This window comes from Allomesorhizobium camelthorni, from assembly GCF_011045125.1.
GTDB classification, from domain to species: domain Bacteria; phylum Pseudomonadota; class Alphaproteobacteria; order Rhizobiales; family Rhizobiaceae; genus Allomesorhizobium; species Allomesorhizobium camelthorni.
Genome location: NZ_JAAKZF010000153.1, coordinates 1 through 7,474, shown reverse-complemented (window position 1 = coordinate 7,474; position 7,474 = coordinate 1). Strand labels below are relative to the sequence as shown.

At 58.8% G+C, this 7,474-nt stretch carries 6 protein-coding genes and 2 pseudogenes; 1 reads left to right on the top strand and 7 read right to left on the bottom strand.

The features are described 5' to 3' along the window. Positions 1-744 (bottom strand): reverse transcriptase domain-containing protein (locus G6N73_RS33890; RefSeq protein WP_246252790.1); only part of this gene is annotated, 744 nt, incomplete at its 3' end. A 622-nt stretch (positions 745-1,366) separates the two neighbouring features. After that, positions 1,367-1,849 (bottom strand): annotated as a pseudogene (locus tag G6N73_RS33885) (transposase); the annotation flags it as partial. On the opposite strand from G6N73_RS33885, the gene G6N73_RS33880 reads away from it, so the two are divergent. Then, entirely contained in the window at positions 1,836-2,798 is a 963-nt protein-coding gene (locus G6N73_RS33880; protein ID WP_165034270.1) for a hypothetical protein, read from the top strand. The pseudogene G6N73_RS33885 and the gene G6N73_RS33880 overlap by 14 nt on opposite strands. A 152-nt stretch (positions 2,799-2,950) precedes the next feature. Here G6N73_RS33880 and G6N73_RS33875 read toward each other — a convergent pair whose 3' ends face one another. From G6N73_RS33875 to G6N73_RS33860, 5 genes and pseudogenes are all read right to left on the bottom strand, one after another. Beyond that, positions 2,951-3,343 (bottom strand): hypothetical protein, encoded by a 393-nt coding sequence (locus tag G6N73_RS33875; protein WP_206079243.1) that lies wholly within the window; start codon positions 3,341-3,343, stop codon positions 2,951-2,953. A gap of 22 nt (positions 3,344-3,365) precedes the next feature. Then, the gene (locus G6N73_RS36585) at positions 3,366-3,503 is read right to left on the bottom strand and encodes a hypothetical protein (RefSeq protein WP_206079242.1); all 138 of its coding nucleotides are present in this window, start codon (positions 3,501-3,503) and stop codon (positions 3,366-3,368) included. A gap of 7 nt (positions 3,504-3,510) precedes the next feature. Then, positions 3,511-3,665: pseudogene (locus G6N73_RS33870) on the bottom strand (transposase family protein); the annotation flags it as partial. A 154-nt stretch (positions 3,666-3,819) separates the two neighbouring features. Further along, on the bottom strand, positions 3,820-5,733 hold the full coding sequence (locus G6N73_RS33865; protein WP_165034269.1) for a propionyl-CoA synthetase: 1,914 nt from the start codon (positions 5,731-5,733) through the stop codon (positions 3,820-3,822). 434 nt (positions 5,734-6,167) lie between these two features. Then, positions 6,168-6,923, bottom strand: a complete 756-nt coding sequence (locus G6N73_RS33860; RefSeq protein WP_165034268.1) for an SDR family NAD(P)-dependent oxidoreductase — start codon at positions 6,921-6,923, stop codon at positions 6,168-6,170. Positions 6,924-7,474 lie beyond the last annotated feature (551 nt).

Sequence of the window (7,474 nt, the reverse complement as noted above, 5' to 3'; positions counted from 1 at the left end):
AATATTAGCGAGCAGTGGCGAGATGATCCCGCCTTGAGGGGTTCCGACCTCGGTGCGAAGGAACTGTTCCTCCGATAGAACTCCGGCCTTCAGGAACTGCCCGACCAACCGCGTCACCCGTCGGTCGGCTATGCGCTGGCGTAGCCGATCCATCAGATGGTGATGGTTGATGTTGTCGAAGCAGCCCTTAATGTCCCCCTCAATAACCCAAGGGTACGGCATCCGGCTCCGCCGCCTGTCCTTGTCGCGCTTCTGCGGCAAGGCAGCTCGACGGATATACTCCAAGGCGCCATGCGTGCTCCGTCCGGGCCTGAACCCGTAGGAGACATGCCAGAACTGCGCCTCAAAGATTGGCTCCAGAAGTGTTTTGACCGCGCCTTGGACGACGCGATCCTTGATCGTGGGAATGCCCAAGGGCCGGAATTGCCCTGGTTTACCGGCCTTGGGGATGAGCTTGCGCCGCGCAGGGCTGGGCAGATACGCGCCAGAGCGCAATTCTGCCTGAAGCCCTTCGAGGAAGCGATGCTCACCCTTCTGCCGGATGCGCCCTACGGTCATCCCGTCGATCCCAGCTGTGCGTCCGCCCCGGTTGGAGGCTACGCGTTGCCAGGCGTGACGCAGCATACGCAGGTCGGTAACCCAACCCCACATGTCTCGCCACGCGTCTTCGGGATTTGCCTTACTCCACTGATAGAGTTTGCGTTGAACGCCGAGTACCCAGGCCTCGTCGGCCCAGTGATCCATGTCCACAGATCCCTCCTCCGTCGTACAAGTCTACCGTCTTCCTGCTTCCCTTCGCCCTGTGCGCGGCTTTCCCGCACTCCGACTACTACGGAAGCTCCGCCCTTGGCGTCGTCCATCTCCGGCCGTCGCGGCGAGCCCAGTTCCGTGCTGGGCAGACGATCCAAGTTCCCGTGTTCTGATCTCCAACCTTGGTGCTCTTAGGCGGTGAGCTCTACCCCGCGCGATACGGTGAATGGGTCAAAGGAGCGGCTCCCGTCCCGGACGCAATCGCTGCGCCCAGCGGTAAGGATAGACGAGCCTTACCGCATCTGATCGCTGTCGGTGCCTCCACGCCATTGCGCGATTCAGAGGCAATATCTGTGTTACGAGGCTTCCGTCGCTCACTTCGTTGTCTCGCCATAGGCACTGCGGTAGCCCGGCCTGCGGTCAATGGCCCGCATCCGGTACAGTTAAGGCCAATCTGCTTATGCCACCCAACCAGCGACGCCCGGTTGAGCTTCTTGACCCCCTTCCATCCGCTGCTCCTGCGGTCAGGGCGGCATTGCAGCCGCCGGTCGGAAATCAGCAAGCTTGAGAGATGATCGCTAAATCATGTTCACCTCCCGCGCCTTCACGGCGCACCATCGACCCACAGATAGGGCCAGTCGCCCTCGATCGGCCGGTCGAGGAAGGCCTTCACCTTGCCGTCGATCTCCTCGCACAACCGGCTGACCTGGCTCTTGGACACCCCACTCATGCCCATGGCTTTGACCAGGTCGTCGACCGAGCGTGTCGAAATACCCTGGATATAAGCTTCCTGGATTACCGCCGTCAGTGCCTTCTCGGCCATGCGCCGCGGCTCCAGGAAGCTCGGAAAGTAGGAGCCCTTCCTCAGCTTCGGGATGCGCAGCTCGACCGTGCCGGCCCGCGTCTCCCAGTCCCTGTCGCGATAACCGTTGCGCTGGACAAGCCGCAGCGGGTTCTTCTCGCCATGGGCCGCGCCGGTCGCCGCGCCCACCTCCATCTCCATCAGCCGCTCGGCGGCAAAGCCGATCATCTCACGCAGGATATCGGCGTCGGGGGTCTTCTCCACGAGCGTGCGCAGGTTCATCATGGCATCGGTCATCGGTGCTTCCTTCGAATCAGGTTGGTCTCAGCAACCCGACCCTACCGGGGGAACATCGATGACCGCCTTAACGCCGCTCGCTCGCTACAGCGCTGTTGAGGGCGCGCTCGCGAGCGGCCTCGTCACCGCCGAGCTACACCACTCAGCGGGGCACGACCTCGCTTACCTCGCTTTGTCGGGCGCCGCCGTCTCGCCGCAGATGGGCTTGCGAACAAAGCGTTATGCAAGCTTCTGGTTGACCGTCCTCAACCTTCGGCTGGGCATCTGGCTGCGAAGGCCCGGCAAATCTCCGGCAGCGCCAGGTTTGTGGTACCTGCTGAAGGAAATGACTGCCACGGCTGACGAACGTGGAGCATTCCTCAACATTTCCGACGGCGGTCACATCGAGAACCTCGGAGTCTATGAGCTTATGAAGCGGCGCTGTCGTTTCATCGTGGCTATCGACGGTGAGAACGACCCGACGATGACATTCCACGCGCTGACGAACCTGCAGCGACTTGCCTACATCGATTTCGGGATTACCCTAGATGTGAACCTGGATGATCTCCGGCTCGGAGAAGCTGGCTACAGCCGGTCGCACTTTCAGCTCTGCCGAATTCTCTATCCGCAAGGCCCAGACGATTCACCACTTGAGGTCGGCTACCTGTTGTACATGAAGCTTTCGCTGACCGGAAACGAGGGCGAATATCTCAAGCGATATCTCAAGCGCTTTAAGCTAGATGAGCCGACGTTTCCCCATCATTCGACCGCGGACCAATTCTTTTCCGAAACTCAGTTCGAAGCATACCGATCCCTTGGAGAGCACATCGGGGAAAAGATGTTCCTGCCGGCAATCACTGGCCCACTAGACCAAACGAATGTTCGACTGGATGAGTGGTTTCGCTGCCTTGGCCACAGTATGTTGCGGCCCATCTCTAGTGGTGAGCGCACCCAGCAAACGGGGAAATAGTAGAAAGGCGGCGCGCCACAGTTCATCACGTTAGCGCCGAAATGACGCCCACATGCCCATGGTCGTTCTGATCGAATGCACCAAAACAAACTCTTCGTTGTCGAGATGAAATGGCTATTTGTTGCACATTGCGGAGCAAACTCGTTGGTGGTTCACGAGCCACGTAGCCACTTGGTAAGTTCGGTCGCTGTGTTCGCGGCTTGGTTCCACACCATCCACACGGGATCGTCGTAGCCCTCAAGCCTCCCCCATGCGATTCGCCGGTAAAGGCCTAGATATTCCCAGGAAGCCCATTCCATGTCCGTCGCGTCATCGGCCGATGGAAAGATCGCGATCTCATTCATTCCTTTGTAGCCATCCGCGACGCCAAGCTCCCATGGCACCCAGCGACAGTCCGTGCTGTTCTTACTGGTCAAGAGCACGAACCGATAAGTTTGGCGAATGCGCCACTTTAGCAATTTGGCCGTCTCGTCCGAAATGTACGGTGGCATCTCCGGATCGACCTTATCGGTGTATACTTTGCCCCCGTGGTTTTCGAGGACCATCGTGGCACCAACGACCAGATCATCATCCTTGCTCGAATGTGACAGGAACGTCGATCCTTCCAGCGGGCGTCGACGCGGTCTTGCGGACTGCTGCCTGCTCGGTCAGCGTCTTCTTTGCAGCGAAGCTACGGAGTTCGGCACGGGTTACAAATTCCGGCATACTAGGCTCGTCGTAGAAAGTCGAGCCGCTGATTACCCCAAGTTTCGTCTCGACGAACTCGTCCATGCCGCACAGCGTTGCGCACAGCACCACAAGCAGGATTTCAGGCAGCGCGTAGACGACGCGTGAACGCTGGCGAGAATCGGACAGCGCCGAAAAAATGGTCGAAGATCGAAAGCGAACGGGAAGGTTGGCGCGACATCGAGGGCTCCGCAAATCACGAAGCTCCCCATGAAATCACATTCGCTCCCGATCTGGCAGCAAGCCGCCGTTAGCCTGGAGCGATTGCCCTGCACGCGATTGTCTCTTGACTGATCTATGCTACACCCCCTATGCGCCGCTCTTTGAGCGCAGCAGTGATCTCATCAAATACGGCCGGGTCATCGATGGTCGCCGGCATCGTCCAGGTCTCCTTATCAGCGATCTTCTGTATGGTGCCGCGCAGGATCTTGCCGGAGCGCGTCTTGGGGAGGCGCTTGATCGTCACCACCGTCTTGAAGGCAGCGACCGGGCCGATGCGTTCGCGCACCAGCCCCACCACCTCGCTTTCTATGAGGCCGATGTCGCGTGAAACGCCAGCATTGAGCACGACGAAGCCAAGAGGTACCTGGCCCTTCATCGGATCGGCGATGCCGATGACTGCGCATTCGGCGACGTCCGGATGGGCGGCCAGCACTTCCTCCATGGCGCCTGTCGACAGCCGGTGGCCGGCGACGTTGATGATGTCGTCAGTGCGGGCCATGACATAGAGATAGCCGTCCTCGTCCACCATGCCGGCGTCGGCCGTCTTGTAGAAACCGGGGAACTCCTCGAGATAGGCCTGGCGGAAGCGGGCGTCGGCGTTCCACAGCGTCGGCAGGCATCCGGCCGGCAGCGGCAGCTTTACCACCACATTGCCGAGCGTTCCGCGCGCCACTTCATGGCCGGCATCGTCGAGCACACGGATGTCGTAGCCCGGCATCGGCACGCCGGGCGAGCCGTATTTCACCGGCAAAAGGCCGAGGCCAGCAGGGTTGATGGTCATCGGCGAGCCGGTCTCGGTCTGCCACCAATGGTCGATCACCGGTACGTTCAGTTTCTGCTCCGCCCATTTGATGGTTTCCGGGTCGGCGCGTTCGCCAGCGAGGAACAGGGTGCGGAATTTCGAAAGGTCGTATTTCGGAACGAACTCGCCGCGGGGGTCCTGCCCTTTGATGGCGCGGAAGGCGGTCGGCGCGGTGAACAGCGCCACCACGCCGTGATCGGCCATCACCCGCCAATAGGTGCCGGCATTGGGCGTGCCTATTGGCTTGCCTTCGAACAGGATACTGGTGCAGCCATGCAGCAGCGGTCCGTAAACGATATAGGAATGACCGACCACCCAGCCGACATCGGAGGCAGCCCAGAACACCTCACCCGGCTTGACGCCGAACTCGTTCTCCATCGTCCATTTCAGCGCGACCATGTGGCCGCCATTGTCGCGCACGATGCCCTTGGGCTGGCCGGTCGTGCCCGAGGTGTAGATGATGTAGAGCGGGTCGGTGGCCAACACCTCAACGCAGTCGACATTGGCGCCGGCAGCGCGCTCGCGGGCAACGGCGTCGGCGAAATCGATGTCGTAGTGCTCCTTCAGCTCGCAGTGCAGCTGGTCGCGCTGCAGGATCAGGCAGCCATCGGGCTTGTGCCGCGACAACTCGATGGCGGTGTCGAGCAGCGGCTTGTAGGCAACGACACGTCCCGGCTCCAGGCCGCAGGAAGCGGAAATGATCAGCTTCGGCTTGGCGTCGTCGATGCGGGTGGCAAGCTCGTGCGAGGCAAAGCCGCCGAAGACCACCGAATGCACGGCGCCGATGCGGGCGCAGGCCAGCATGGCGAAGGCCGCTTCCGCCACCATAGGCATGTAGATGATGACGCGGTCACCCTTGCGAATGCCGCGGTTCTTCAGCACCGAGGTCAGCGCCACCACCTCGCGTTTCAGTTCGGCATAGGTGAACTTTGCGACCGTTCCGGTGATGGCGCTGTCATGGATCAGCGCGACCTGGTCTGCGCGGCCGCCTGCGACATGGCGGTCGATGGCGTTGAAGCAGGTGTTGCAGGTGGCGCCGGTGAACCAGCGGCCATAGACGCCCGCAGTGGTATCGAACACCTTGTCGTAAGGCGAGTACCAGTCGATGGCTTCGGCCGCGTCCGACCAGAACTTTTCCGGATCGCGTTTCCAGCCGTCGTAGACCTCGTGATAGCGTGAAGCCATCCGGCCTCTCCTTGTTATGAATTCGCCTGATCACATATCATCGATACATGATCACCATATAAGTTTGCTGGAGTCCGCAAATGAAGCCGTTCACTAACAACTCTTTAGAAAGCACCGCAACTCGGATCACGTCCGCCACGAATTTACCCGCCTATGAGCTCTGCTGCGATAGTTCCCAACGGTGATGTCGTCGAGGAAACACGAGATAGCGGGCGAGAGTCCCAAGCTCAATCATCTTTTTCGTTCGAGATGATCGAGGACCGCACGCTTCCGCACCCCGATCCGCAGACGGGCAAAGCGCTGGCCAGCCACGCCACTATTCGCGCTCCGTCGCCGATATACACGTATTGTGATATTGCCTTCACGACGGAGTAAGCTTCCGCGCTAGTTTGACCAATTTCGTTCTGATTCGTTACTCACCCAAAGGCAACAGTCTACCAGATAGTATAACCGCCATCGACAACTAGAAGATGCCCGGTAATACCGCTAGACGCATCGGATGCGAGAAATAGTGCTGCTCCTGCAATTTCCTCGGGATCAAGTATCCTTCCCATGGGGATCATTTCTAACCACTTCGATACCAAATCATCGCCAACGCCCAACGGCATGGGTGTTTTGGTGTATCCTGGCAATATAGAATTAACTCGTACGCAATGCCGCGCCCATTCGGAGGCCAACACCCGTGATAGCTGTGCCACCCCCGCCTTTGCCACGCTATAAGCCACGTGATTTTGAGGCCGTAAACCTACAAAGGCTGCGATCGACGATATGTTGATGATGCTGCCCGCTTTTTCTTCAATCATTTTCCGACCGAAAGCGCGGCAGCAATAAAAAACCCCATCCAAGTCAACAGACATTTGTCGGCGCCAAACCTCATCGGAAGTCTCCTCGGCGTTTGAGTCTATGCAAATCGCCGCGTTGTTGACCAGAACATCAACTCTTCCATGGCGCGCCAGAATCTTTTCCGCGGCGCTATCGACGGCCACCCTATCAGCAACGTCCAATGGGACGAACTCTGCCATCGGGCCAAGCTCTGAGGCCGCATCCTCGCCTGTTTGTCTGTCAATCTCGGCGATTATTATGCGGGCGCCGGCATTCACCATGTACCGAGCGACTTCAATACCGATTCCTCGTCCGGCACCCGATACCACTACAATTCTCCCGTCTAGCCTGAATTTGTCTTTTGACATTGTTTCGCCTCAATCTTTGCTTGCGACGTACTAGCCGGTCCGTCGCGCATGTAATCTACGCGGGTGAAATCAGTCCGGCCGATCGTTCTCTTCATTCGTCCTAAAATACGAACAGAACTCCGACTGATTTCACTCAACTCTTTTTCGGTCAGGCTGCAAGCTTCGATCGCGACGTCAAAAGTTCCGCAGCGCCAGCCATAGCTGGGGTGTTCGGCAGTTCACTGATAGTAAAAATTTAGCGGCAATTTTTAGATTCGTCAACATATTCAGGAGCGAATTTTCTCTAACCCAGACAATCCGCCGCCCGTGGTCAATGGCAACCGGGCCCGCGTCGGCGTCGGAATGGGCCCCTGCAGGCTGCATCCTGTGGTCCGCCCGGAGTGGCCTCACGATCGACTCATCTTCCGACGGTTATAGCTTGCTCGACAAAGATTGTTGATCAGCCAACGCTGGCTAGAATAACTTTCTGTGAAAAGGTCCTGTGGAAGTCGGCCTATCGCAGACTGAGCAGCGCTCGCCAAGTAAAGAAAATGCCTTGGGCGGGAGATTTA

What these genes read in the sequence shown, in the direction of transcription:
- G6N73_RS33880 (WP_165034270.1), top strand. Translation starts at nt 1,836, where the DNA reads ATGGCATCGGTCATCGGTGCTTCCTTCGAATCAGGTTGGTCTCAGCAA.
- G6N73_RS33875 (WP_206079243.1), bottom strand. Translation starts at nt 3,343, where the DNA reads ATGGTCCTCGAAAACCACGGGGGCAAAGTATACACCGATAAGGTCGAT.
- G6N73_RS36585 (WP_206079242.1), bottom strand. Translation starts at nt 3,503, where the DNA reads ATGCCGGAATTTGTAACCCGTGCCGAACTCCGTAGCTTCGCTGCAAAG.
- G6N73_RS33865 (WP_165034269.1), bottom strand. Translation starts at nt 5,733, where the DNA reads ATGGCTTCACGCTATCACGAGGTCTACGACGGCTGGAAACGCGATCCG.
- G6N73_RS33860 (WP_165034268.1), bottom strand. Translation starts at nt 6,923, where the DNA reads ATGTCAAAAGACAAATTCAGGCTAGACGGGAGAATTGTAGTGGTATCG.